19 protein-coding genes and 2 pseudogenes are annotated in these 25,604 nt (G+C 55.0%); 3 read left to right on the forward strand and 18 right to left on the reverse strand.

Going from position 1 to position 25,604, the window contains the following annotated elements; genetic code table 11:
- The first annotated feature begins 56 nt into the window (after window positions 1-56).
- Window positions 57-983: an endonuclease/exonuclease/phosphatase family protein gene (locus tag AC2FJZ_RS17515; protein WP_496779254.1), complete on the forward strand. Its 927-nt coding sequence runs from the start codon at window positions 57-59 to the stop codon at window positions 981-983.
- Window positions 984-1,169: 186 nt separating this feature from the next.
- On the opposite strand, the gene AC2FJZ_RS17520 is transcribed toward AC2FJZ_RS17515, so the two are convergent.
- The gene (locus AC2FJZ_RS17520) at window positions 1,170-1,721 is read right to left on the reverse strand and encodes a 2OG-Fe(II) oxygenase (protein WP_496779256.1); all 552 of its coding nucleotides are present in this window, start codon (window positions 1,719-1,721) and stop codon (window positions 1,170-1,172) included.
- A 31-nt stretch (window positions 1,722-1,752) separates the two neighbouring features.
- Window positions 1,753-2,181, reverse strand: coding sequence for an FAD synthase family protein (locus tag AC2FJZ_RS17525; RefSeq protein ID WP_496779258.1), 429 nt, complete (start codon window positions 2,179-2,181; stop codon window positions 1,753-1,755).
- 237 nt (window positions 2,182-2,418) lie between these two features.
- Between AC2FJZ_RS17525 and AC2FJZ_RS17530 the strand changes: the two genes are divergently transcribed.
- Window positions 2,419-3,072: a CDP-alcohol phosphatidyltransferase family protein gene (locus tag AC2FJZ_RS17530; protein ID WP_496779260.1), complete on the forward strand. Its 654-nt coding sequence runs from the start codon at window positions 2,419-2,421 to the stop codon at window positions 3,070-3,072.
- A gap of 176 nt (window positions 3,073-3,248) precedes the next feature.
- Here AC2FJZ_RS17530 and AC2FJZ_RS17535 read toward each other — a convergent pair.
- The 7 genes and pseudogenes from AC2FJZ_RS17535 to AC2FJZ_RS17565 form a co-directional block, all read right to left on the reverse strand.
- A pseudogene (locus AC2FJZ_RS17535) lies at window positions 3,249-3,683 on the reverse strand (Tn3 family transposase); the annotation flags it as partial.
- A 262-nt stretch (window positions 3,684-3,945) separates the two neighbouring features.
- Window positions 3,946-4,230: a hypothetical protein gene (locus AC2FJZ_RS17540; protein ID WP_496779262.1), complete on the reverse strand. Its 285-nt coding sequence runs from the start codon at window positions 4,228-4,230 to the stop codon at window positions 3,946-3,948.
- An 89-nt stretch (window positions 4,231-4,319) separates the two neighbouring features.
- Complete coding sequence (locus AC2FJZ_RS17545; protein ID WP_496779264.1) at window positions 4,320-5,984, reverse strand: Na/Pi cotransporter family protein; 1,665 nt, start codon at window positions 5,982-5,984, stop codon at window positions 4,320-4,322.
- 199 nt (window positions 5,985-6,183) lie between these two features.
- Window positions 6,184-7,536: a (R)-1-hydroxy-2-aminoethylphosphonate ammonia-lyase gene (gene pbfA, locus AC2FJZ_RS17550; protein WP_496779266.1), complete on the reverse strand. Its 1,353-nt coding sequence runs from the start codon at window positions 7,534-7,536 to the stop codon at window positions 6,184-6,186.
- A 104-nt stretch (window positions 7,537-7,640) separates the two neighbouring features.
- A complete protein-coding gene (phnY, locus tag AC2FJZ_RS17555) occupies window positions 7,641-9,104 on the reverse strand; it encodes a phosphonoacetaldehyde dehydrogenase (protein ID WP_496779268.1) in 1,464 nt (487 codons plus the stop codon).
- Between the two features lie 3 nt (window positions 9,105-9,107).
- Window positions 9,108-10,352: a phosphonoacetate hydrolase gene (phnA, locus tag AC2FJZ_RS17560; protein ID WP_496779269.1), complete on the reverse strand. Its 1,245-nt coding sequence runs from the start codon at window positions 10,350-10,352 to the stop codon at window positions 9,108-9,110.
- A 20-nt stretch (window positions 10,353-10,372) separates the two neighbouring features.
- Window positions 10,373-11,560: a 2-aminoethylphosphonate--pyruvate transaminase gene (locus tag AC2FJZ_RS17565; protein WP_496779270.1), complete on the reverse strand. Its 1,188-nt coding sequence runs from the start codon at window positions 11,558-11,560 to the stop codon at window positions 10,373-10,375.
- 119 nt (window positions 11,561-11,679) lie between these two features.
- Between AC2FJZ_RS17565 and AC2FJZ_RS17570 the strand changes: the two genes are divergently transcribed.
- Complete coding sequence (locus tag AC2FJZ_RS17570) at window positions 11,680-12,564, forward strand: LysR substrate-binding domain-containing protein (protein WP_496779272.1); 885 nt, start codon at window positions 11,680-11,682, stop codon at window positions 12,562-12,564.
- Between the two features lie 29 nt (window positions 12,565-12,593).
- Here the strand turns inward: AC2FJZ_RS17570 and AC2FJZ_RS17575 are convergent, their stop codons facing one another.
- The 9 genes and pseudogenes from AC2FJZ_RS17575 to AC2FJZ_RS17615 all read right to left on the reverse strand — a co-directional run bounded on the left by AC2FJZ_RS17575 (window position 12,594) and on the right by AC2FJZ_RS17615 (window position 25,523).
- Entirely contained in the window at window positions 12,594-14,615 is a 2,022-nt protein-coding gene (locus tag AC2FJZ_RS17575) for a putative 2-aminoethylphosphonate ABC transporter permease subunit (protein WP_496779274.1), read from the reverse strand.
- Window positions 14,612-15,727, reverse strand: coding sequence for a putative 2-aminoethylphosphonate ABC transporter ATP-binding protein (locus AC2FJZ_RS17580; protein WP_496737690.1), 1,116 nt, complete (start codon window positions 15,725-15,727; stop codon window positions 14,612-14,614). Before AC2FJZ_RS17580 ends, AC2FJZ_RS17575 begins: the two co-directional genes overlap by 4 nt.
- A 132-nt stretch (window positions 15,728-15,859) precedes the next feature.
- The gene (locus tag AC2FJZ_RS17585) at window positions 15,860-16,879 is read right to left on the reverse strand and encodes a putative 2-aminoethylphosphonate ABC transporter substrate-binding protein (protein ID WP_176865287.1); all 1,020 of its coding nucleotides are present in this window, start codon (window positions 16,877-16,879) and stop codon (window positions 15,860-15,862) included.
- Between the two features lie 231 nt (window positions 16,880-17,110).
- Window positions 17,111-18,640: a sulfatase-like hydrolase/transferase gene (locus tag AC2FJZ_RS17590; protein ID WP_496779276.1), complete on the reverse strand. Its 1,530-nt coding sequence runs from the start codon at window positions 18,638-18,640 to the stop codon at window positions 17,111-17,113.
- Between the two features lie 16 nt (window positions 18,641-18,656).
- Window positions 18,657-19,496 carry an EamA family transporter gene (locus AC2FJZ_RS17595; protein ID WP_496779278.1) on the reverse strand — a complete coding sequence of 280 codons (840 nt, stop codon included), beginning with the start codon at window positions 19,494-19,496 and terminating at the stop codon, window positions 18,657-18,659.
- A gap of 37 nt (window positions 19,497-19,533) precedes the next feature.
- Window positions 19,534-20,541, reverse strand: a complete 1,008-nt coding sequence (locus AC2FJZ_RS17600; RefSeq protein WP_496779280.1) for a GlxA family transcriptional regulator — start codon at window positions 20,539-20,541, stop codon at window positions 19,534-19,536.
- Between the two features lie 32 nt (window positions 20,542-20,573).
- The gene (locus tag AC2FJZ_RS17605) at window positions 20,574-23,036 is read right to left on the reverse strand and encodes a GcvT family protein (RefSeq protein ID WP_496779282.1); all 2,463 of its coding nucleotides are present in this window, start codon (window positions 23,034-23,036) and stop codon (window positions 20,574-20,576) included.
- Window positions 23,037-23,122: 86 nt separating this feature from the next.
- Complete coding sequence (locus AC2FJZ_RS17610; protein WP_496779284.1) at window positions 23,123-23,878, reverse strand: DeoR/GlpR family DNA-binding transcription regulator; 756 nt, start codon at window positions 23,876-23,878, stop codon at window positions 23,123-23,125.
- Between the two features lie 284 nt (window positions 23,879-24,162).
- Window positions 24,163-25,523 (reverse strand): annotated as a pseudogene (locus AC2FJZ_RS17615) (ISNCY family transposase).
- Between the last annotated feature and the right edge of the window lie 81 nt (window positions 25,524-25,604).

A 25,604-nucleotide genomic window follows, 5' to 3' on the forward strand; every position in this document is an offset into this window, starting at 1 on the left:
CTCGTAGACAGCGGCGGGCGGCCCCAAAACAACCCTTCGCTGTATTGAGAAGTTCCATGAAATTGGTCACCTACAATATCCGCTACACTCTGGGTATGGACGGGGTTTATGACTGCGCTCGTATCGCCGATGAAGTGCGCGGCGCCGACATCATCGCCTTGCAAGAGGTCGAGCGCAACTGGCGCCGCAGTGGCATGGAAGACCAGCCAGCACAATTGGCGGGCTTCCTGCCCGACTACCATTGGAGTTATTTCCCGGCGTTCGACATGGACGCCAGCAGCGTTTGCACAGACGGCAGGGTTGAAAACCGCCGTCGCCAGTTCGGCGTGATGTTGCTGTCTAAATACCGCATCTTGGAGGTGCGCCGCCACCTGTTACCCAAGATTGCCACCGCTTGCAGCCTTGGGATGGAGACTGGTGCGCTGGAATGTATCCTGGACGCCCCGGGCGGTCCGCTGCGGGTCTATTCTCTGCATTTATCGTCTGCGTCCCGGCGAGAAAAGTTGCTGCAGGTGCAGTACCTGATTTCCCTGCATCAGGGTGCGCAGGCTCGTGGCGGATCTTGGACCGGATCGCCGCCGAAGCATGACCCTATCGAGTTGGCAAATTTCCACGCCATGGATTGGTCTCAGGGTGAACATGAGCCGAAAGCGCCCCACAGTACAATTATGTTGGGCGATTTCAATTTAGTTCCTGACAGTCCTGAATACACTGCTTTAACCGGCGAACCTGACATAGCGACCGGCTATAACCTACACTGGGACAGCCTTGCGGACAGCTGGATCGTTGCAAAGAACAGATCCGATGGCCACGGATTTACGTGGTGGCCCGACCCGCCCGATCGCGCACCTGCACAGCCTTTGCGGCTGGACTATTGTCTGATCACTCCCGAATTCGTCCATTTAGTAGAGAGGGCATGGGTGGATTGCAGCGCAACTGGCTCCGATCACCGCCCCTATTGGGTTGATCTGCGCATTGAATGATAGCATTTTTTGCCAACTTCCTGATGGATTCCATATCCAAGACCGGAGTCGACCCCTTCTTCCTTCAGCACCATTTGGCTTCAAATCACCAACTAACCCGGCAAATGTAACGAGTGAGCTTGTGGAGCCCGCCAACGTTTTTGGTTCGGATCGGCAATGTTCCAGAATTCGATGATTTTTGATCGGTTATCTGAAAGCCGGCCCATGCGCCCATAGTGTTAGCGAGTGGCGCATGCCGCATTGCACAGGTACCACCTGATGCAAGGTATAGCTGGGGAAGATGCTGACACAGCCTTGAGCGCGGTTAGCCGACAGGATTTGGGCGCTTGGCATCACCTCGAGGTCGCCCCCTTCGTAAGAATTTGGCAGGCTGAGTTGTAGCACCAGTGTGAGCTTGCGTTTGCGCGCCATAGGGCCTTCGCCGATGTCAGAGTGCCACGCGAAATGGCCGCCGTCAGAGGCGTCATAGCTTGCGACCTGCGGGCTTTCGGCAAACTCGCGCAGGTCGAAGCCAAACTGATCGACATTGGATTTGCGGACAATTTCGATCAGGCGATCCATGACCCATCCAAGCCTATCGACGTCATCAAGCCAGACCAAATGTGCCTTGCGGAGGTAAGGGTTGCGCGTTTGGCCTACCAGTCGCGCCTCTTTGGACGGGGCCGCCGTGATGGCCGCAATGATGCGGTCACATTCGCCTCCGCTGAACGCATCTGGCAGGGAATAGAGTGCCGTCATCTAAGGCGTCTTTTTAAGAATAGACTGGTTTTCATTCGGCTGCCCTCGCATGAATTTGTGCCATGACCATCTGTTTGATTTTGGTGGATGATGTTCGCGGATTGTAACGCACCTGAGCGATCTCTTTGCCCATTTCTTTCAGGTAGGCATCAACATCGAGGTTGTGGCGTTTACTGCCCCAATCCTCGCCGATCACAAAGATATCCGCACCTACCGCTTTGCAGCCTGAAACGTATTCGAGCGCATGATAGGGACGTACAATATCCACACAACTGAGTGCCTCAAGCATCTCAACCCGTTGTTGCAATGGGATAACCGGAACGTTCGGCTTATACCGGTTCACGACCTCATCAGAGGCGACGCCAACGGCTAGGATGTCGCCCAATGATTTGCAGTGATTTAACAAGGCCAGATGGCCAACATGAAGCAGGTCGAAGGTGCCAACGGTATAGACGATCATTTTCGCTTTATCCTTTTGCCCACCCGTCATCGGTGGTAGCACGAGGCATCTGAATGCGCGTGTGCGTATTTGTTCATTTTTTTCAAATAATTAAGCTGAGATACCTCCAGGCGTTCAGACGTCTGGAGTCGGTTAATGACTTGAAACCGCGCGTTTCAAATGCACTCAGAATGGATAGCAGAGATTGCCTGTCAAACGTTGACGAGGAGTCACTCCAACTAACTCAAAGGATGTCGCATGACAATCGAAAACGCTGCCACGCCCAAGCCACCGATCTTGTCGTACATCAAAGATCTGCCAAACATCTGCTCGCTCGCGGGACTGGGATGTTCTTTGCTGGCGATTTATTTTGCGATAATAGAGCTTTATCCTGCGGCGATGATTGGCATGATTTGGGCTGTTGGGTTTGATTGGGCGGATGGGTTGATTGCCCGTCGGATGAAAGGTCGCACGGGCGATGATCGCGCGTTTGGTGGCACGCTTGATTTGTTGATCGACATTGTCAGCTACGGCGTAACACCTGCCGTATTGATCCTAAGTTACGGTGAGTTCAGTCCTTGGTTCCTGCCCGTCGTGTTTGCCACTTTGGTCTTTGGTGCGATCCGTTTGAGTTATTTCAGCACTTTCGGGTTGTCGGGCGATGCAAAATACACGGGGCTCGCAATTGATAACAACAGCATCAGTCTTGTCTTTATTGTTATGTTTGCAGGCTACTTTGAGCGCCCGACATTTGCGATTATTCTAGCGATGAGCGCCCTGTGTCTCGCGGTGTTGAACGTCTCACAAATCAAGACGCCCAAACTGTCCGGAAACCCAGTCAATGTTGCCATTCTGGCGCTGTACACGCTCTTGGCGACCCTGTTTTACAGCTGGTCCTTGCTGCAATCATAGGAAGAACCTACCTGATCGACGTTGCCAACTTGAACAACGCGTTGCCACAGAAAGAAAATTGAACGGCAGCGGCTTTAGTTCATTGGCTGCGAGTTTGAGTATTGCGGGACTTTGCTCATGCGGCGAATATGGGGTCTGCTCCGGCTGGGGGCAGAATGACACCCTAAGGCTGGGCGTCATTGATTTTTCCACCTGTATTCGCCTGTGAGCAGGATATGCGCCCATCCGAGTGGCGAGATATGCGCCAGAAGGTCTGGTGAACAGTCGAGACCAGCACGCTTTCGCGTTGTGACGGCATGGCCAAGGTGCTTGGTATTCCAGTAGATGATGATCGCGGTCAGCAGGTTTAACCCGGCCATGCGATAGTGCTGTCCTTCAGAGGTTCGGTCACGGATTTCGCCTTGGCGACCTATGCGGAGGGCGTTTTTCAAGGCGTGATGAGCCTCGCCTTTGTTCAGGCCAATCTGGGCTCGGCGCTGCATATCCGCATCGAGCAACCATTCGACGATGAATAATGTCCGTTCGATCTTGCCAACTTCGCGAAGGGCAAGGGCCAACTCATGCTGACGCGGGTACGAGGCAAACTTTTTCAACAGATGGCTGGGCGACAGAACCTACAAAACCACATCTTTGGGAAAGTGGCAGCCTTTCAAAGAGATCATACTTAAGCCTTGTCGAAATCAATTCCATGGGAACAAACGTCAGATCACTCAAGCTCGTCAAAAGAAGGCCCCGAGTTTGCGACAAATTCATCCAACCAAACGAGCCGGATTTTCTCTTAGATCAGGCCGCCAACTGGCCCAAAACTTCTGGCGACGGAAATTGCCTCAGGCGAACCACTTTCAACCAGGCTAAGCCAATAACGTAGCTAAGCTAAGGTAAATAAAATGGTGCGGCTCTTTCAGTCGCTCCACTTCCGGTTCTATCTTCATTACCGAGTGTTGGCTTGCGTTGCTTTGAGTGTTTTGAAGAAGCGTCAGAAGAACTGCATTCAACGGTTCGATTGGATGGCTTCTCTGCAAAGAATTTTTTTGACTGGAACCGCTTTTGACCAAGGTTTTTTTGAAAGCCAAACAATCCTAGAACAAACTGGTGCGTACGAACGAATTTACTAGCGTTTGGGTCCTCTTTTGCGTCTTCTGTTTCGATTTTTTTCATTGAGACTGGCTCCTGTTTCAGACCGCCTTCCCGATGGTAACACCGTTTCGTTGCTCTGGTGCTTAAAAAGTGCTCCTTTTGACAACTCGTTAGTCAGCGATTTCGTTGACCAACCGTGTCTCTAGCAACTGACCATTCCTGTACAAGACGGGGTAGGCAATGGAGGCGATGTGACTGTTAAATTCCCGGAATGCCCGCAATGTTTCGAGATGAATATCGCTGGTCTCGAAGCTTTCTGTTGTCCCGTGCTGCAAGCGGCGGAGGTGCCGTTTGCGGCTGTCCCGCTCCACGCGTTTAATCTCGGTTTTTTCAAGGCTGAGAAGCCGTGCGCTTTCCAGATCGTCAGAAATCAGCACATTTGATGCCAACTTCATGTTGGCCAGAATACCCTCGTGCATTTGAACAAGTTCCGACCAGCCTTCCTGCGAAAATGTGGACCCCTTGGCGCGCATTTCACCTGCCAAAACGGCCAGGCGCTTTGCGACAACATCGCCCGCCGTTTCAAGCCGGATCGCAAACTCCATAAGGTCACGTGCGGTCTTTGCATCCTGTTTTTCATATCGTTCTGGGGGTATAGCGGCAACAAAAGCGCGTATGCCCGACAGGCAGCGGTTTACATCCTCGTCAATGGCCTGAACCGCGCGAATCTGATCCTTGTTGCCGCTGCGGTACAGTTCCAGGGAAGGACGGAACATGGTCTCAATAAGGTCGCTCATCCTCAGCAGCTCACGCTTGAGGCTCGGCAGGGCCTGGCTGGGGTTGGAAACGTTTTCCAAGTCCAGTGCGCTGACTGGTCGCGCAGGCTGCGAGTTCTGTTCTTTCTTCTGATCCGGCAGTAGACCTTCGAACATTCCCTGCAGCCGCCCGCAAAATGGAAGGGCCAGAACCAGCAGTGACAGGTTGAACGCAAGATGCACATTGACCAGCATCTGGCCCCCTTGCGGGTCCCCCAATAGTCCGGTTCGCAAAGCGAGGTTTGCTGCAAACAAGGTCGCCAAAGCCCAACTGCCCCGCAGCGCCAGATTGGCATATGGTATGCGCCGGGCAGTAACGGGCATCCCACGCGTCAGCCAGACCGGAATGAAGGCCGAGCCGAAATTCGCCCCAAAGACCAATGACATACCGGCGGCAAACGGGATTGCACCAATCTGTACAAGCGTCACGCACATAAGGATGGCCGCGACCGACGAATGCATGACAAAGGCCAGCGCACCGCCGACAAGGAAGGCGGTAATATAGTCGCGGGCCAGGTAGTCGGCTACGGCGGGCAAAAATGCGCTGTCGCGGATGGGGTCCATTGCCTCGCGCAGGAACCTGAGCGAGATCAGGATAAAGGCCACGCCTATCAGGATGCGCCCAAGCTGGCGGGCTTTCTTGGCTTCGGTTTTTACGAACAGATAGCCGCCAATTGCCAGTAGCAGCGGCACAAGCCAGTCCATCCGGAAGGACAGGATTTGAATGATCAACGCCGAGCCCAGATCGCCACCCAGCACAATCGCCAGCCCGGCCGGAAAATTGAGCATCCCGCTGGCCGCAAAGCCCGAAGTCAACAGTGCCACCGCGGCTGAGCTTTGCAACACAATCGCCATCATCACGCCCACCAGCGAAGCATGCATATAATTACGCTGCTGCGTCATCACTCGCTGGAACGACGCGCCATAGCTGCGTTCTATCCCGGTACGCACCATGCGGACTGCGTACAGCAGCAGCATGGTTGCCCCGGCCAGACTGATCAGGAAGGTGACAATTGCCATACTTCACTCCAATTTCAAACTTGGCTCAGGTCACCGCGGTTTTCGTGCGATTGCCCAAAAAATCAACCTTCTTCGACCACGACACCGCCGGCGCGTGTTCCAGTCGAATTTACAGCACTCCTTTCGGCAATGCTCCGGTCCGTGAGGGCGGAGCATTGCCCCATTGTCCGACATTGCGTGGCGGATGCGGCTCGGCTGATCAAATCTCGCCCTCGATTGCAGCAACCACGATGTCGATGGCCTGGTCCAACTCCACTTGGGAAATTGTCAGCGGCGGCGACAGGGTCAACACGCATCCCTGGCTGATCTTGTAGCTCAGCCCCGCTTCGAGACAGGCATAATAGATCCGTTCCGCGCGTGCATTTCCAGGGGTCTTGGTAACGCGGTCCTCGACAATCTCGATCCCGAACATGAGGCCACGGCCTCGGATGTCGCCGATGATGGGAACATTCTGGAGCGCATCCATCAGGCGGCCCATCGCGTGTTCGCCCAATTCCGACGCACGCTCGACCAATCCCTCATCTTCGATAATCTGCAGCGTGGTTAATGCGGCGCGAGCGGTGACAGGGTTCTTTTCGTGTGTGTAATGCCCGATAGCAAAATCGCCGCAAACATCCAAATTTTTGCGGGCGATGCAGGCGGCGATAGGAAGGATACCTCCGCCCAGTGATTTGCCAATGGTGACAATATCGGGGACGATCTCGTCATGCTGGAACGAGAACATCTGCCCGGTCTTGCCCAGCCCCGTCGGAATCTCGTCCAGGATCAGCAATGCACCATGGCGGTCGCAGATTTCGCGCACCCGTTTCCAGAAACCCGGCGGCGGCACAATTGGGACGGCGCGCATCGCTTCGGCCACCACGGCACAGATGTCGCCTTCGCGTTCTAGTACATAATTGATCATGTTGGCACAGGCTTCTGCGCTGGCCTCAAGCGTTGCATGCCCATATGGGCAACGGGTGGGGTGGAAGGGGGCCACATGCTCGGTTCCTGGCAATAACGGCCCAGCGATATGGCTGCGGAATGTGGCCTCGCCACCAACGCTCGCTGCGCCAAAACCTGCACCATGGAAGGCGTCCCAGAAACTGAGCGTTTTGAAGCGACCCGTTGCTGCGCGGGCGATTTTCAAGGCCACTTCGTTTGCGTCCGAACCGCCGGTGGTGAACAGCACCTTGCCCAGATCGCCGGGGGTGATGGCGACCAGCTTTTCGGCCAGTTCCACAGCCGGGTCATTGGTGAAGCGGCGCGGAGCAAAGGGCAGGTCGTCCAGTTGATCCTTGATCGCCTGCACTAACCGAGGATGGCCATAGCCGATGTGATGCACCGAGTTGCCATGGAAATCCATGTAGCGGCGGCCATCCATGTCTTCGATCCAGATCCCTTCTGCTTTGGCAATCGTGCTAACGCAGGGGCTGGACAAGGATTGATGCAGGAACACATCCGCGTCGCGTTTTAGCAGTGGCGACGATTTGGGTCCGATAGACTTCTTCAGCCAAGTACTGCGGGCTTCCGAAGTATTCGATTCCCCTTCGGTATGGACAATCTGTGGCATATCCGGTCCTCGCTGTCGCTTCGTAAAAGATGCGGACCCCGAAAGGTCCGCCAGTAGGGGGAGGAATTTTGAAGCCCCGCCCGCTAACGGGAAGGGCAGGAATGTCAGCCGGGCCAGGGCAGTGAATAAGTTTTGACGTTGGTAAAGAACTTCATCGCTTCGATGACGCCTTCTTTGACGCCGTTACCGCTGTCTTTGATGCCGCCAAAGGGCGACATTTCGATCCGGTAACCCGGTTGTTCCCAAATGTTGCAGGTGCCCACATCCAACCCGTTGATATAGGAAATTGCACGATTCAGATCGTTTGTACACACACCCGAGGACAGGCCAAATTCCGTCGAGTTCGAAATGGCCATCACCTCTTCATCATTGTCGGGAACACGCACGATGGGGACGATCGGGCCAAAGGTTTCTTCCATTACCAGTTCGCTGCTATGCGGTACTTTGTCGATCACGATGGGTGGCAGCAGCGCGCCCTGACGACCAGGGTGATAGAGGATTTCCGCGCCCTCCTTCTCAGCCTGATAGACGCGGTTTTCAAAGACTTCCGCCGCCTTGTCGTGGATAACGCAGCCAAGTTCGGTTTCAGGATCCTGCGGATCGCCAAACTTGATCTTCTTGGCTTTCTCCAAAACCAGCGGCACGAACTTGTCCGCTACACTTTCCTGAACCAGTATCCGCTTGACCGCCGTACAGCGTTGGCCGGAGTTGCCGGTCGCGCCCGCAACCGCAATTGTTGCCGCCTTGTCCAGATCAGCGTCGCTGAGGTCATTGAGAATAATTAGGGGGTCGTTGCCGCCGAGTTCCAGCGCCTGGCGTTTGTAAACTCCCTTTTCGGCAATCATCTTGCCGACCGGCACACCGCCGGTGAAGGTGATGATGTCAATATGCTCGTTGGTGATCATTTCATCGCCGATGTCGCCAGGCCAGCCGGTGACAACCTGGAACATCTCGGGCGGCAATCCCGCTTCATAAAGAATGTCGGCTAAGGTCAGCGCCGTCAGCGGAGTGAGTTCTGTCGGTTTGCAGACCATGCAGTTGTTAGTAGCAATAGATGGAGCAATTTTGTGGCTGACCATGTTCAGTGGGTGGTTGAACGGGGTAATCGCACTAATCGCCTTCACCGGCTCTCGCGTCGTGAAAATTTTGCGTGCCTTGCCGTTATGGGTCAGATCGCAAGAAAAAATCTCACCATCATCCTTCAGCGCCTCGGCGGCGGCGAACTGGTAAACATCCTGCGCGCGTTTAGTTTCGTAGATTGCATGCTGGTGGCAAATGCCCAGTTCCAGCGTCAGCCATTTGGCAAGGTAATCACGCTTTTCCCCGATCAGCTCACCCGCGCGCTGAAGGATCTGGCTGCGTTCATACCGGGTGAGTTTCGGCTTGTAGTTCGCCGCAATCTCGAAGGCCTTGCGTGCATGTTCAGCAGTTCCGGCCGGGACATGACCCACTACCTCGTTGGTATAGGGGTAGAGCACCGGAACGGTTTCGTCGGTAAAGACAATTTCACCTCCGATCCGCATCCCTTCGTTTCGTATTTCGGTATTCGACATGGTTTGATCTTTCATGATTTACTGTGCCGCTGCTGTGGTTGCATAGAAAAAGGCATCGAAGTTGCGCAACACCGGCTGGTTCGGCAAATCGATGACGCGGTTTACGATGAAGGGCACCTCTTGCTCGGTCAAACCGCCATGGCTGCGCAGTGGCTCTTTCAGGGCCGCCAGATCATGACGATGCTCGGATGTGCCGATGCAGATGTTTTCGCCGGAGACCATCACGATGTCGCCAATCCGGTCGCCAGGCAGTTCGAATTGCTCGATGGCTTCGGCCTTGGTCAGAACATGGGTAATCCCCTCGGTCGCTCTGAGTTTGGCGATGATATCGTCCTGATCCGAACCTTCGGGCAGGTAGGCAGTGGCGAACGAGCCCAACGCGCCGTGATGCACCACGTATGGGTCGGTAATCGGCAAGATGACCCGCGCTGCGTCCTTACCAAGCCATTCGTCCATCAGATCCTGTGCGTAGACAACGGCGGGGGACCCATCAGCCAGATGCTTCGGCTTCATGCCATGATCGGCGGTCACAACGATGGCGGCACCCAGCTCGTCAAGCTCGCCCAGATAGCGGTCAAACATGGCATAGAAATCAAGTGCACCCTGCTGTTCGGGGGCGAACTTGTGCTGAATATAGTCGGTGGTCGACAGATACATCACGTCGGGTTTGAACTCTTTCAGCAGCTTGACGCCGGCGGCGAATACAAACTCGGACAGTTCGGCCGAATAGACCTCGGGGACGTCCATGCCCAGCCATTTGCTGGCATTGTCGATGCCGTGCTCGGCCATAGTCGTCTCGCCTGAGCGTTCCGAAGAAAAGGCCACGGCTCGACCTTCGTCAAATTTCAGCCCCGCACCAAGCAGCGCACGCAATTTATCCTTGGCGGTGACCATGGCAACACGGAAGCCAGCATCGTAGAACTGCGAGAAAATGGTCGGCGCGCGCAAGAAGCGCACGTCGTTCATCATGACCTCTTCACCGCTGTCAGGGTCGATCAAATAGTTGCCGCAGATACCGTGCACGATAGGCGGCCGGCCGGTGGCGATCGACAGGTTGTTGGGGTTGGTGAAGGACGGGATCACAGAATGGGCCAACCGGTCGGTACCGGTCTCGCGCATCCGCTTAAGGTTGGGCATCAGACCCTTGGCTATTGCGACTTCCAGGTATTCCGGCTCGCACCCATCAAGGCAGATGGCGATTGCGGGCACTTTTGGCGTCGGATAGACGCGCTCGTTTGCTTCAACAGGAGTTTGGATGGTCATCTTGTCATGTTCCTTGATAGTTAAGCTGCCAGTTTGGCGCGTTCTTCCAATGCCCGGAGGGGGGGTGCGGCGCTTGAAACACCCATCTCCTCCATTGATTCCTTTGCTGCGGTCACAACTTTGCGCATGACGTGCTCGTCCATCTGGCCGATACATCCGACACGAAAACTGTCGACCACCGTCAGCTTGCCCGGGTAGATGATGAAACCCTTAGACTTCATCAGGGTATAGAACTGGTCGAACACAAAGTTCTCGTCCGCAGGGCAGAAAAAGGTGACGATGATTGGGCTGAGCCAGCGATTGTCCAGCAATGTCTCAAAGCCCAGCTCGCGCATTCCCGCGACCATGACATCACGGTTGCGAGTATACCGCTCGCCGCGGCCAAGAACGCCTCCTTCGGCGGTATGCGCCCTGAGTGCCTCGATGAACGCCGCCACCACATGGGTCGGAGGGGTGAACCGCCACTGACCGGTCTTGTTCATATGCGCCCATTGCGCGTGCACGTCCAGGCTCAGCGAATGGCTGTTGCCCTCCGCGGCCTCAAGCTCGGATTTTCGGGCGACGATAAAACCGAAACCGGGCACGCCCTCGATACATTTGTTTGCCGAGGATACCATGGCCTCGTACCGGATCTCGCTTGGTTTCAACTCGATCGCTCCGAAGGCAGACATCGAGTCGACCAGGAGCTTGCGCCCGGCGGCATAGGTGACCTCGGAAATCTCTTCGACGGGGTTCAAGATGCCTGAACTGGTTTCACAGTGAATCGCAACCACATGCGTGATGTCGGGGTCATCGGCAAGAATGCCGGCAACTTCGTCGCCGCGCGGCGGCAGGTAATCGCCCTTGTCCAGAACTACATGTGCGCGGCCCAGGTATTCCAGGGTCTTTGCGGAGCGTTGCCCATAGGCACCATTTGCTAATACCAGCGCCTTGCCATCGCGCGGAATGAATGATGCAAGCATCGCTTCGACCGAAAACGAACCACTGCCCTGCATCGGGACGCAGTCGAAATCATCAGCTCCCTCGCCAAGCAACGCCAGCAGGCTGGATCGCACCTCTTGCGTCATGGCGCGAAAATCGTCATCCCAACTGCCCCAATCCTTTAACATGGCCTCTTTTACGGCATAGGATGTCGTCAAAGGACCGGGCGTCAGAAGGTAAGGTTCACCGAGGCGCGGTTGTTCGATTTTGGGATTGGAAGGCGTCATAACCAGGCTCCAGAAAAGTATTTTCAAGAACACAATTGCAGCAAACGTTGCTATATGTGAAATTGCAAATATCAATCTAATTATAAGCACAGCCTATGAGCTGACTTCGGAGGAGCGCCATGCGACACAGCCAGCTCAAAGCCTTTCACTATGTAGCCAAGCATGGGGGATTTTCGCGTGCTGCAGAGGCTCTTTTTCTGACGCAGCCTGCAATTTCGGAGCAGGTGCGAAAGCTGGAACAGGATCACGATTTGTTGTTGTTCCAGCGCGAGCGCAAACGTGTGACCTTGACCCCCGACGGCGAGCAGCTTTACCGATATACCAAGCAATATTTTGAGATCGAAAGTCAGATCGAGGACTACCTCTCTGAGACCAAGGCTGTGGTCGATGGAGAGTTACGCATCATCGCCGACTCCGCGCACCACATGACGGCCTTTCTGGGTCCCTTTCAGAAAAAAAACCCAAATGTCACGATCACCGTGCGCTCGGGGAATAGCGAGGAGATTCTGGAAGAGCTCAGGGCGTATAACGCGGAAATTGGCGTAGTAGGCAGCCTTTCTCCGGGCAAAGATATGGATGTCTTGAGTCTTGGTTCTACTGAGATCGTGGCCTTTGCCGCACAGGGTGTTCTTTTGGCATCGAAACCGACGCTGTCGCTAGAAGAGTTGTCAAATCTACCGCTTATATTCCGCGAAACAGGGTCGAAAACGCGCCAGAAACTGGAAGATGAGGCCAAAAAACACGGGATCACGCTGAAACCAGCGATTGTAGCGGAAGGGCGCGAGGCGATAAGGGAACTTGTGGCCTCCGGCGCAGGTATCGGTTTTGTCTCGCAGGCGGAATATGGCCATGATGACCGTCTCCGGCAAATCAAGCTTAAAGGCATCAACCTGCAGATGGGCGAGAGCATCATATCGCTGTCGCAGAGGCGCGAAGTGAAGATCATCCGCGCCTTCACAGATTTTGCGCAGCGTACCTTGGAAGAAATCCCCGCCAACGATTGATTGGCGGGGCTTGGTATCAATGGTGGCAGCTAGCGCCTTCGCCAGCCTTGAGTGCGTTTTAGAATTCCTTTGGACGCAATCAGGTGAATAATCCGCGCCGTTGCGTTGGTGTAAAAGATCATCATGCCCATCGCCGCAGCCGGTGCGATATCTCCGGCATCATCCATGTTCAGCACCGCGATAGATGCCAGCGTCGTTTTAGGTGAGTAGAGGAACACGACCGCCGAAACGGTCGTCATCGCATTGACAAACAAATAGATTGATATGTCCAGAACAGCTGGAAGACATACCGGAACTGTCACTCGTGCAAATAGCTTCATTGTTGGCTGCTTGAGCGAGGATGATACCGACTCAAATTCTCTGTCCATCTGCTTTAACGCGGTCACAGCCGTTAGGTGTGACACCGTATAAAAGTGAGTCACCGTACAGATCACCAAAATCGCCATCGTTCCGTAGATCCCGTTCAGGGGATTGGACGGGCTGTTAAAAAAGAAGATGTAGGAAAGGCCTAGCACCATGCCCGGGATTGCCATAGGCAGCATCGCGAACATCTGAAAGATTGATCGACCTGTTCTGAACCCGTTCGACTTTTCAACCAGATATGCACCAAAGAAGACGACTGAAGTACCGATCACCGCCGTCAAAAGCGCCAGCTTGATCGAGTTAATGTAGGAGCCCCAACCGCCACCATCCATCTTGTTGAAATCGTAGTTCTTCAGGCTCAGGCTCAGGTCGTAGGGCCAAAACTTGATTAGCGCTGCGAATTGGCACACAGCCAGCAGCCCAACGATGAATAAACCGATCAGACAGCAATAGACTAGAAAGAACCGATCTGCCTTTCGATTTGGGGTTGGCTGGTACGGGACCGACCGGGCCGACAATAAGGCAACCTGCTTTGATTGCACCATGCGGTCGATCGCGAACGCCAGGATTGCCGGGATCACCAGAACGACCGAGACTACGGCACCCATTTCAAAGTTCTGCTGGCCGATCACCTGCTTGTAGATATCAACCGCCAGAACGTTGAACTGACCTCCAATAACTTTTGGCAGACCAAAATCAGTTATGACCAGATTAAATACGACGAAAGCGGCAGAGATCAGACCATATCGCGCGCCAGGAACGGTGACCGTCCAAAAAGTACGCCACGGCGTCGAACGCAGGCTGACTGCAGCTTCGTATAGTCGTGCATCAGAGATCGCCAGCGCCGTTGAAATGATCAGGAAGGCGTGCGGGAAGGTGAAGAACACCGAGCCTATTACGATGCCAATCGGACCATAGATACTGGCGCCGAACAGCAACTCTTTTATCATGCCCTGATTGCCGAACAGATAGACCAGCGCGATCCCGGGCAACAGCGAAGGCACCAGGATCGGAGCCATCGCAATCAGACGAAACACACCCTTGAACCGCATGCAACTCCGGTTCAGCGCATAAGCGAACCAGAACGCCAAAGTTACTGTGACAATGGTGCTAATTACAGAAATCCAAAGGGAGTTCTTGATAGAATTGAACAGTGCCGGGGTTGAGAAGTAGTTGACGAAATTTTCCAAGCCTCGCGATTGAACTGGCCTCAGCTGAACCCGCCGGAACTGATTGGAATCGAGCGTGACCCAATCCGTATTGTCCTGCAGCGTAGAACCGACAAGAAACCGCCCGGTGTCGCTCGTGTTACGGATTTGGTACATGACCGGACTGCGAAAGCTGAAATCGGGAAAAAGCTCGGTTACTGATAGCCGCCCGTCTGAGCCGGTAGACAGTTCGGTGCCGGAAAAAGCCCCGATTTGTTCGTTCAGTGCGTCGCCCGACAGAATGGTTCCGTCGAACTGGCCTGCGTCATCACTGACTTGGAACTCGTATTGCGACAACTCCATCCGATAGGTGGAGAAGGATTTAGAGAGCATCGTGTAAAGCGGCAGGACCAACGTCGCGACCAGATAGAGCGCGATCACGATCATGCTGCCGCGCATCAGGATGTCATCCCTGCTGAGCTTGGGTTTGATGTCAGGCCCGGCTGGAAGGGTACCCGGGTTGATTGAAATCTCGCTCATGCTGCTGTCTCCGGAACATCAAAGGCCATCAGCCGGTTTTCGGGTAGCTCAATCACCATGGTCCGACCCTCTTCCAGTTCTAGACGGCGCACGGCATTGATCGAAAAATCCGCGATCAGTTCCGAAGATCCAAATCGCTCGTTACTTAAGCGGCAGCGCCAGAACGAACCGAGGAATTCCATTTCATCAAGAGTGACGTCAATGCAATTCCTGTTGCCGCCGGTATCGAGATAACCAGCCTCATGCGGAATGATATCTTCCGGCCGGATTGCTGCAATCGCCGGCATACCGTCGTTGAAATTGTGGCCAAGGCACGCAAAGGTCTTTTCGCCGACGCTCAGTCGACCACCTTTGGTGACCTGTGATTGGATCTGGTTCATTTCTCCGATGAAGTCCGCCACGAACAAGTTAGCAGGCTCGCGGTAGATTTCTGTGGGTGATCCCACTTGTTCAATAACCCCATGATTCATGACAACGATCCGGTCCGCCATGGCCAGAGCTTCTTCCTGATCATGTGTCACCATCACGGTGGTTACGCCCAGTTTGCGCTGTAACTCCTTGATCTCATGCCGCAGGTGAACACGCACTTTGGCGTCCAGTGCCGACAGGGGTTCGTCCAGCAGCAACAGGCCGGGGTTGGTTGCGATGGCACGGGCCAATGCAATCCTTTGCTGCTGACCTCCTGACAACTGCGCAGGGTATTTCTTGCCCTGGTCCGGCAGTCCAACCAGATTCAAGAGTTCGTTTACACGAACCGCGATATCCGACTTGCTGCGGCCCGTGTTTTCAAGGCCGAAGGCGATGTTCTTTTCAATCGTCAGATTTGGGAACAGCGCATAGGATTGAAACACAATCCCGAAATCACGCTCGGACGGGGGCAGATTGGAGACGTCTTTGCCATCTTGCATGACCGTACCTTTGGTCTGCAAATCCAATCCGGCGATTGCACGCAGAAGAGTGGTTTTCCCACAGCCGGACGGACCGAGGAAACAAATGAATTCGCCTTCGTTGATTTCAAGGGAGATATCCTTGAGCGCTAGAAAGCTGCCGAACGCTTTCCACAAATTCTGGATGCTGAGATACAGTTCACCGGGTGGTGTTTTCTGAAGCACGGGAGAGGTCCTCACATCTGCACCTCGGGCACGGCCGAAACTGGCCAGTCTGATCCGGGTGAGTAAGTTGTTTGTTGGGGAACAAGAGCATGGTGTGCAGGAGGGGCACAAAAGCCCCTCCTGCTAATGGGATTACTTCGCTTCCGACTTTCCGTCATAGCGAGACTGCCATTCCTTCAATATTGCCGCGCGATTGTTGGCAGCAAACTCAAAGTCATTTTCGATCATTGCATCCAGAAGACCCTCGGGGAAGTGCTCAACTGGTTTTGCAACACCCGGATAGGCCACGACTGCATAACCGGTATTATACATTTCGTTGGCCTCTTTGGTGACCGTGAAATCAACCAGCTTCTGCGCGGCCTCGAGATTTGCGGTACCAGCAACAATTGCGGTTGCTTCCATGTCCCACCCTACGCCCTCAGAAGGTACGATGACCTCAAGAGGTGCTCCGTCTGCTTTGGACTTGGCCCCACGGAAGGCAAAGGAAATGCCAATTGGGATCTCGCCTGCGGCCGCCAGTTTGCAGGGTTTAGAACCTGAATGGGTGTACCGCGCGATGTTCTCATGCAATGCATCCATATAATCCCAACCGCCATCTTCGCCGAACATCTGAAGCCAGCTTGAAACATCAAGGAAGCCGGTCCCTGATGAATTCGGGTTCGGCATGATGACCTGATCCTTATACATCGGGTCGGTGAGGTCCTTCCAGGATGTCGGCGGTGTCAGCCCGGCCTTTTCGGCCTCGACTGTGTTGTAGCAAACCGAAGCAACCCAGGCATCCATGCCAACCCAGGCCGGAGGATTGTCGCCATCAACAAACTTCACATCCAGTTCTTCAACGCCAGCCGGCGCGTAAGGTTCCAGCATACCCTCCGACTTGAGCAAAAGCAGCGACGTGGCCGCCAGACCCCAGACGACGTCTGCCTGAGGGTTGTCCCGTTCTGCCAGCAATTTGGCGGTGATGATTCCGGTCGAGTCGCGAACCCAGTTAATCTTGATGTCAGGGTTGCTTTGGTTGAACGTCTCGGCGTATCGGGCCAGATCTTCCGCCTCGACTGCGGTGTAAACAGTCAGTTCTGTTTCTGATGCTGCTACCGTCGCGGTCAGCGTGCCGACGGCAAGAGCGGTAAGAAGTGATGTTGCGTGTCTCATTGTTATCCTCTGTTGGTGATTTTTGGAATGGTTCGCCATTCTCGTGCGGCGTTCTCATTCAGATTAGTGCCAACAGTTTGACAGATATTATTTTCAAGAAAAATCGATTATACCTTCAACATCATAAGCCAACCTTATGGAAGAACTATCGTCGACCCCAGGATTGTTGTGATCGGTTCTAAATTTGCAGTGGTAGGTTTTAAACGTTTGAAATCCGTGCCTTGCTTGTGCTTAGTGCTGCCCTGTCTTAACGCCGCCGGCACGCACAAGCGTTTGTGCAAAGGTGGGATCGGCATTAATCATGCGGTGGTCCAGCATCTTGCGGGTCAGGTGAAGCAGCGTTGGCGTGTTTTCGGGCCGCTCTGCGTTGGACATTTCTTCGCCATCCTCGTCCATGCCAAAGAGTACCTGCGGCAGCCCCGCGCCAAACTCGACCAGACGGTGTTTTTTTGTGCGCAAAATGCCCAGATTTGCCTGTCGAGAGGTCAGGCCTAGCTCAACCATCCACGACGTCGGCTTTACCGGATTGCCAAAATCGAATTCGGAAAAGCTGTGTGTAGCGCCTTCCGTTTCGGTGTCAGCCAAAATACCAAGCAAGCTTCGCCCGTTCATTGAAGAGGGGATTTCCGAACCCACTCTTTTGAGAATGGTGACGGGTATATCAATGGATTCCGTGAACCCGGAATGCACTCGCCCGTGCATATCAGGACGCGCGGGATCGCGCACAATCAAGGGCACATGATAGGCGGCATCATGGAACGTGCCTTTCCCCCACAGCCCGTAGTCGCCGAGCATCTCGCCGTGATCTGCGGTGACGATCAGAACGGTATTGTCCCACTGACCGGAGGTCCTGAGCCAGTCTAATACGCGCCCGATATGATGATCGACCTCCGTTGCTAGAGCCAGATACAGCGATCTCAGCTGGGCGATGGTTTCCGGATCATTCTTCAGATCGGGGAAGCCGACAACCATGCTTGAGATCGGTTGTTTATCCTGCGCCGGGGCAAGGAAAGGGTGCCAGTGTCGGTCTCCCAATGGATCGCGGGTTGAACGCGGCGGGGGCATATCCTGTGGATCGTATAGCGTATTGTAGGGTGCAGGCGCCACAAACGGAGGGTGCGGCCGAATATAGTTCAGCGTGGCAAACCATGTGGATTCAGCATCCTGCATCTTCGACAGGAACTGATCCGACAGAAACGCCGTATCGCTTTGTTCAGCCGGATACAAAGCCAGATCGCCGACGTTCGGGCCGTTGGGTCGATAGGTGTCGGGGTAGGGGGGTAGCTCAACGCCCCGCTGCGACAAATGCGAAAGCCAGGCGTCAACATCCGATTCCATACGCATTCTCACCACCTCCTCAAAGCCCGGAAGCAACTCCTCGTAGCTTTCAAGCCTTGGGTCATCGAGGGGTAGAACCCGGGGATCGTGGGTCGTGTCAGAATACCCAAACATACGTGGAACGTACCCAGCCTTCCGCATCGCACGCGCCAAATTCGGGGTATCGTGCCGGAGCGGCGTGCCGTTTCGGACTGCCCGGTGATTGAAAGCATATTGCCCGGTGAACAGCGATACCCGGCTGGGGCCGCAAGGAACTGTGACGGCAAAATGGTTGGCAAAGCTGACGGCGCTTTCCTGAAGTCGTCGCAGGTTAGGCAACTGCGCCACCCGTCCGAGTCCATCCTGCCCCAGAAGATCATAGCGGAACTGATCGATGACGATCAGCAATACATTCGGGCGTGTTTCTGTATTCTCTGTCTGCAAATCCCCCTCCTACCCCTCAACTTGCCATCGCCAGGGCTACAATCCCGATCGCCACGATGCTCGCAGCCAGAAGCCTGTTGGATTTTGGCCCTTCGCCAAACCACATGACACCAATAATCGACGCAAAGATAACGGAACTTTCTCTGAGTGCTGACACCACACCCAATGGTGCGATTGTCTTTGCATAAAGTACAAGCCCATAGGCCACGCCCGAGATGACACCACCCGCGAGGCCAGCCCAGACATAACGTCTGGGCAGAGTCACGACACGCTGCCACCTGGTAGTGAAGATGAAAACTGCCACAAAAATCTCCGCCACGAACAGTGTTGCGATGTACCCCAGTGTGTTCTCGGACAACCGGATGCCAATACCATCCACAAGTGAATAGGACGCAATCATCAAGCCGGTACCAAAGGCGGCTGCTACGGCGATCCAGTTTGTGTGTCTCCCTAATCCTGCAAGGGACAGGCACCCAATACCCAATGAGATACAGATAATGCCGATCCATGCGACGGACTGCAGAACTTCGCCTGCGAACAGTATCGCGCCCACAGCGACCAGAACCGGTGTCATTCCGCGTGAGATTGGGTAGACCACCGACAGGTCGCCATGTTTGTAGGCGGTGTTCAGAAACCAGTAGTACCCCCAGTGGATCAGGGTCGAGCCAACGATAAAGGGAAAAGCCGCCCAGACCGGCAAGCCAGTGAATGGTATTACAAACATCGCTGGTATCGCATGGCCAAGCGAAATCAGCCCCAGAACAATGGCTTTGTCCGGCGCGCCTTTGACAACGGCATTCCAAAGCGCGTGCAGAAATGCAGCGGTCAAAACAATGAAAAGCGCGTCAATTGTCATTAGAACCTGACGAAATGTGGTGAACGCCAGCGACGCATCAAGTTTCGAACCTCGGGGCGCTCATCCGGGCGCGCTCGCATGCTGGAGTTTGCCCGAACCTTTGTTTGTACTTCTGCGACAGCGTGGCATTGGACCCAAACCCGCAGGCCAAGGCAACCTCGGTCAGCGTCAGATTGGTGAATCTGACAATTGCCTGGGCCTTTTCCAACCGTTCCTCCAGGTAGTAGGCTTTTGGGGTAAGTCCTGTCGCTGTTACAAATTTCCTTTCAAGTTGGCGCACCGAAATCCCTACTTCCTCAGCAATGCTCTTAATCTGGAGGGGTTCTTCCAGATTATACCGAAACAGTTCTATAGCCTTGTCAACAACGCTGTTACCGGTAAATGCATTGTCGGCCCGAGCTATATCGTGTGCGCAAGTGGTGCATATGCCGAACTGCGGTCTGTAGCACAGGAATTTCCGGTTCAACCGGGACTGCTCCTTTGGGGTAAATGTGTGGCTGGTGATCTTTGATAGCAGGTTGAGCAGAGAGAACCTTAATCCTGCCGACCAGATCGCCTCACAGGCTTGGCTGTCGTCGGATGTGGGCGAGATATCTGGGAACTGTTCTTGCAGTGCACTCAATACTGAGGACGAGGCAGCGACATCCAAGCCGCAGAGAAGCCCGGTATGTGCCAGAGGGGTCAACGCCGCCTCAACTGCGCCCAGAACCCGGCCCGCCCTGAGTTGCGAACGCGCCACGCGGCCAAGATGGTTTTGCTGATCAGGAGGCAGAACCGGTCCTCCGAGCAAAAACAGATAGCCACATCGCGCCGCGTGGTCATCGATGCGGCTGGTGCTCAAATTTACTCCGCAATCGCTCTGCACATCAGCGCCAGCAAACGACAGAACCGAGACTCTGAGCTGTTTGTCAGGGGCAAGTTGGTTCGCGGTCTTCAGATAGGCCAACCCCACCGAAAGCTGATCCAGAGGCAATCCATCCCAGCACAAAAAGCCGATGTCGTTGACACGCGTCGTGTCGGGTTCGATGACCGAACAGTGTTTCATCCTGATCTATGCCAACTGAGTGTCATCCAAACCTAGCCGTCCGTTTTAGGCCGTTCGCCTTTTGCATCGTAAGGGGTTCGTAAATGGGCCGTAGCTGAGAACCGGGTTCCGGCAAGGTCAATTTCGAACGTCCCGCTTCGTATATAATCCGCCGTTACCCGCTGGGGCGCGTCCAACTGGCACAGTGCAACGGCTGCACCCAGCGTGTGACCGTAGGCGGCCGAACGGACCTCACCCATTTCGACCCCGTTGCACAACACGGCCTCACCCCCCCACAGCTGCGGAGCACCATCTTCCAGCACCAGTTGCACGATCCGGGTTTTCAGGTGGCCGGGGTCCGCTTTTGCGGCCAGCAGTGCCTCTTTCCCGATGAAGCCGCCGGGCTTGTCATAGTCCACGGCAAAGTTCAGACCAGCCTGGATCGGCGTGATGTCCGGGGTCAACTCGCGGCTCCAGGCGCGGAAGCCTTTCTCGATCCGCAGGCCTTCCAGCGCATAGTATCCCGCATCGCGAATACCATACTCGGCCCCGACGCGCATCAGGTCTTCGTAAACGCCAACGGTGAATTCAACCGGAACCACCAATTCCCAGCCCAATTCGCCGACATAGGTCATGCGGTTGGCCAGAACCGTCGCATAGCCCAGATCGATTTCCTGAACGGAAGCAAACGGGAAGGCTGCGTTCGACAGGTCCGCCTTCGTCAGCTTTTTGAGAACATCGCGCGACTTTGGACCCATCACCGACAGCACCGACCATGCAGCCGTCACATCCGTCAGGAAAACATGGGCATCTTCGCTGAAATTCTTGCGGATCCAATCCGCGTCGTGAATGGATTGGGCCGATCCCGTGATCAGCATAAACTCCTGCTCTTTCAGTCGCAGAACCGTCAGGTCGGATTCATACCCCCCACGTTCATTCAGCAAGCCTGTGTACACTGTCTGGCCCACGGGCACGTCAACATTTGCCGCGCAGATTCTGTTCAACTCGCTGCAAGCATCGCGTCCTTGCACCTGCAATTTCGAGAACGAGCTTTGGTCAAACAGCGTTACTGCTTCGCGAGTGGCCTTGTGTTCTTTACCAGCATTGTCATGCCAATTCTGACGACCGAAACTATATTTGATCTCGGCTTTTTCACCGTCTTCGGCAAAATAGTTCACCCGCTCCCAGCCCATTTTTGACCCGAATACGGCGTTCTTCGCTGCCAGTCGGTCATACAGGGCCGAGCGGCGGAAGGGGCGAGCCGTGTCTAGTTCCCGGTTGGGCCAAGGCATCGCGTAATGCAGGCCCAGTGTTTCCTTGACCCGGTCATGCAGCCAAGTCTTGTTGTTGTTGAAATTCGCAAACCGTCGGATATCCACCGCAAACAAGTCCGAGGTCGGAGCGCCTTCGACAATCCACTCAGCCAGCGCCCGTCCGGCACCTCCTGCGCTGGCGATGCCCATGCTGTTGAAGCCCGCGCCGACAAAGAAACTCTTCAGCTCGGGCGCTTCACCCAAAAGATAATTGTTGTCGGGCGTAAAGCTTTCAGGTCCGTTATAGAATTGCCGCACGCCTGTCTCGGCCATGCTGGGCACTCGGGTGAGTGCGTTTTCCATGAGAATTTCAAACTGGTCCCAGTCATCCTCCAGAAGCTGGAAAAAGAAGTTGTCTGGTATGCCGTCCATACCCCAAGGCTTGGCATCCGGCTCAAAGCCGCCCATGACCAGACCGCCTGTCTCTTCCTTGAAATAAATATAGCCATCTGGATCGCGCAGAACGGGCAGGTCGGGCTTCACACCTTCGATCTGCTCGGTCACGATGTAGTAGTGTTCGGCAGAGTGCAGAGGCACATTGACTCCGCACACCTTGCCCAGTTGACGTGCCCACTGTCCACCGCAGTTCACCACGATCTCGGCATTGATCGTGCCCTGATCGGTGACCACACCGGTGACGGTGCCATCTTTGGTCAGAATGTCAGTGACCTTGATTCCTTCGATCACCTTCGCGCCACCCATGCGCGCGCCTTTGGCCAGAGACTGGGTCAGATCAGTCGGGTTGGCCTTACCGTCACCGGGCATCCACAGCCCGCCTTTGACGTCGTCCACCTGCATCACCGGCCATTTGTCCTGCGCCTCCTGCGGGGTGATAACCTGGACCTCGACCCCCTGCGCCTGCGCGGCAGCAGCGGTGCGCATCAGCATGGTCATGCGATCGTCGGTCCGTGCCACTGTGACCGAGCCGCATTCCATCCAGCCGGTGGCGAGCCCGGTCTCGGCCTCAAGCTGTGAATACAGCTCGGTCGAATAGCGGATCAGGTTGGTCATCGCGGGCTGGCTGCGCAGCTGACCGACGAGGCCCGCTGCATGCCAGGTTGTGCCACAACTCAATTGGCCCTGTTCCAGCAGCACAACATCTCGATGCCCCATCTTCGTCAGGTGATACGCGACCGAGCAGCCAACGATACCGCCCCCCACGATGACAAATTGCGCGCTTTGCGGAAGTTGGATGTCGGCCATTGCGTTGCTCCGTACAAGAGGAATCGGGTTTGCACCCACCTTATTGCTGCTTTGCAAAACTTGGCAATATTTTTCTTTTCTTGGCGTTAAACGCTGACAACATCCACGGGTTGGTCCCCAATCACTTCCGAAATGCCTTTAGGTAAATCGCCGTCAACCACTAGAGTTACATCCCCGGGCAGTGGTTTCATCGCAACTTGCCCCACCACATCGAATTTGCTGCTGTCCGCCAATAGGAACGGGCGCTGCGACCGCTCTATCATCATGTTGCGCAGGTTGGCGCCTTCCAGCGAAAAATAGGTGAACAAAGCCCGCGCGCTGATCCCGCCCACCCCGATCAGCGCATATTCTGCATTGTACCGGGACAGGTGGTCCAGCGTATCCAAGCCCATTGTTGCATTCTCTGAAAAATCCAGTAGCCCGCCCAGAAGAGTGACTGTCGCCGCAGCCGGTTCCAGAATAGAAGCTATAGTTAAATCATTGGTATATATCACCAAATCCCGACGAGCTGCCGCTAGAACATGTGCTGCAGCAAGCGTCGTAGAGCCATTGTCAATAATCACACTCGCTCCATCCGGAATTGTGCTGGCAACATAAGCGCCAATGCGCTCTTTGCCTTCACGGTTGGTTTGGGTGCGATCGGCCATAGGGGGTTCGTGCGTTCGCACCCTTGTCGCTCCGCCGCGCACTTGGTTGAGTTTGTTTTCCTGCGCCAGTTGTTCGATGTCCTTGCGCACGGTTTCCCGTGACACTCCAAGCCGTTCTGTCAGAGATCGGATTGAAACCGCAGGTTGACGCGAGACTTCTTCTAGGATTATTGCGTGTCGTTCGGATGGTAGCATCGGATGATCTTCAGGTTCAGTTTCGCTCAATCATGCCAAATTTTGCAAATATCGTCCAGCCCAGTTCAGTCCAGATGATTACGTTGCAATGCCAGTATTACGAAGCCAAGCCGAGTTGCGGTTGAGCGATCTGCCTCCCTGATAAACGGGTATTGCCCAATCCAGTTTAGAATGTGCCCGCTTTCGGTCCAATGTTGCAACCAAGTAGAAATGTCACTGGTTCTGCAAAGTAGAAATGTCCCATTTGTCGCGAAATGGAAGTGCAACCTGGCAGGGTGGAGACCTCAAACATCGGAGCCCTGGCTGGCTGCGCGCTTCTCTTTCGCCACCTTCGCGAGCTTTGAATTCCAGCCGTTGTTGCGCAGACCTGTTGGAGTGTAGCGTGTGGCCTGGGTGCCGGCGCGGCGCTTCTTCGGTGGTGCCTTGTCCTGCTCTTGCTTGATGTGCTCCAGCACTGCGCTTAGTCGCTTGTTCCCGGTGATCGCCGCGTGGCTCACGCGTTGGTCTTTGTCGTAAGCAGAGTAGGGCAGTGGGACGCCCTTTGACCGGAATTCTAACGTGCCGTCCTGAAATTCGTAGCTGTCCACATATTTGCCAACGAGACCACGGGTGAGGTCGTTCTCTTCAAGCGTGATCCGCTTGCGGTCGTAGCGCAGCACCAGATTGCGGTCGACATAGCGCTCATCGCGCCAGCACAGGATGTCCCGCAGACGGTCGGGCTCGACATTCAGGGCCCGGTGCAGATTGTCCGGACGTCGCGGCGATTTGGCAAACCTGGCATTATAGCGTTGCATGAACTCCGTCAGGAAGGCGTTTCCGACTTCCATGTCCGAGATGCCAGCGAGACGCAGTTCCTTCACCAGCCGATCTTGTAGCGTGCGATTTGCGCGCTCTACACGGCCTTTGGCTTGGGAACTGTTCGCGCACAGGATCTCAATGTTCAGCTCGTTCAGCGCGCGACCGAACTGGGTCATACCATGGCCCAACTTTGCACCTTGCTGCGCCAACTGAAACACGGTGTGCTTGTCGGAATAGAAAGCTACAGGGCGACCGTGCTCGGCCAGGTAGCCTTCAAGCGCTTCAAAATAGCTGAAGGTGCTTTCCGACGTCACGAACCGCAGCTGCATCAATGTGCTGGTCGCGTCATCAATGAAGACAAGCAGCGTGCAGGGCGGCGCGCGATCTTCGAACCAGCGATGGTCAGATCCGTCGATCTGGATGAGCTCACCATAGCAATCCCGGCGCAGGCGCGGCTGATGGAACACCTTACGTTGCTCCCGAGAGAGCCAAATTCCATCTGCTTGCATCATTTGCGCAGCGTCTCGCGCGACACTTTCAAATCATGATGTTACAACAGCATCTCAGCCGCCGGTGTCGGGCCGAAATCAGCGTATCGTTCTTTGACGAGTGCCAACGCAAACTCACGAACGGCCGGATCAATACGATTGTTGGATCTACGGTCGCGCGCTTTGTGACGAAGCGCAGCCGGGCCATCAATCTGGAAAACCTTGAGCAAATGGTGAACTTGCCTGCGGCTCAGGTTCAGAACATTTGCGGCGGAAACCACCGTCATGCGGCCTTGGGAAACCTGGCTCAGCACTTCAATACGATTAAGCTCGCGCTCGCTCATGACAACCAATCCCACCGTCTGGACCTGTCCCGCTTTTGTGCCGCCCCAGGTGCTCGTTTAGGCCACTTTCCTTTCGAACGCGACGGGGCTTTTCCA

It is taken from the genome of Ruegeria sp. CDSA079 (assembly GCF_059612245.1).